The organism is Dietzia sp. DQ11-38-2, from assembly GCF_014145055.1.
Taxonomy (GTDB): Bacteria; Actinomycetota; Actinomycetes; order Mycobacteriales; family Mycobacteriaceae; genus Dietzia.
On the sequence record NZ_JAALDW010000524.1, the window covers coordinates 16,356 to 16,576 of the forward strand.

Here is a 221-nt window from a genome sequence, read left to right on the forward strand (position 1 = left end):
GCGCGGGGTCGACCAGTGCGACCACCAGCGCGAACCCCTCGCGCGGGACCGGGCGGTGCGCGCCTTCTCGGCCTGGGCCGCCGCGACCCTGGCGGCGCCTGGTGCCGACGGGATGCTGGCCAACGCCATGGAGGATCTCATCGCCTCCGACCGGTCGATCGTGCGGGTGGACCAGGTCGCCGCGGCCCTGGGGATCTCGACGCGTGCCGTGCAGCGGCTCA

At 75.6% G+C, this 221-nt stretch carries 1 pseudogene; it reads left to right on the forward strand.

The features are described 5' to 3' along the window. Window positions 1-221, forward strand: a pseudogene (locus G6026_RS17695) (AraC family transcriptional regulator); the annotation flags it as partial.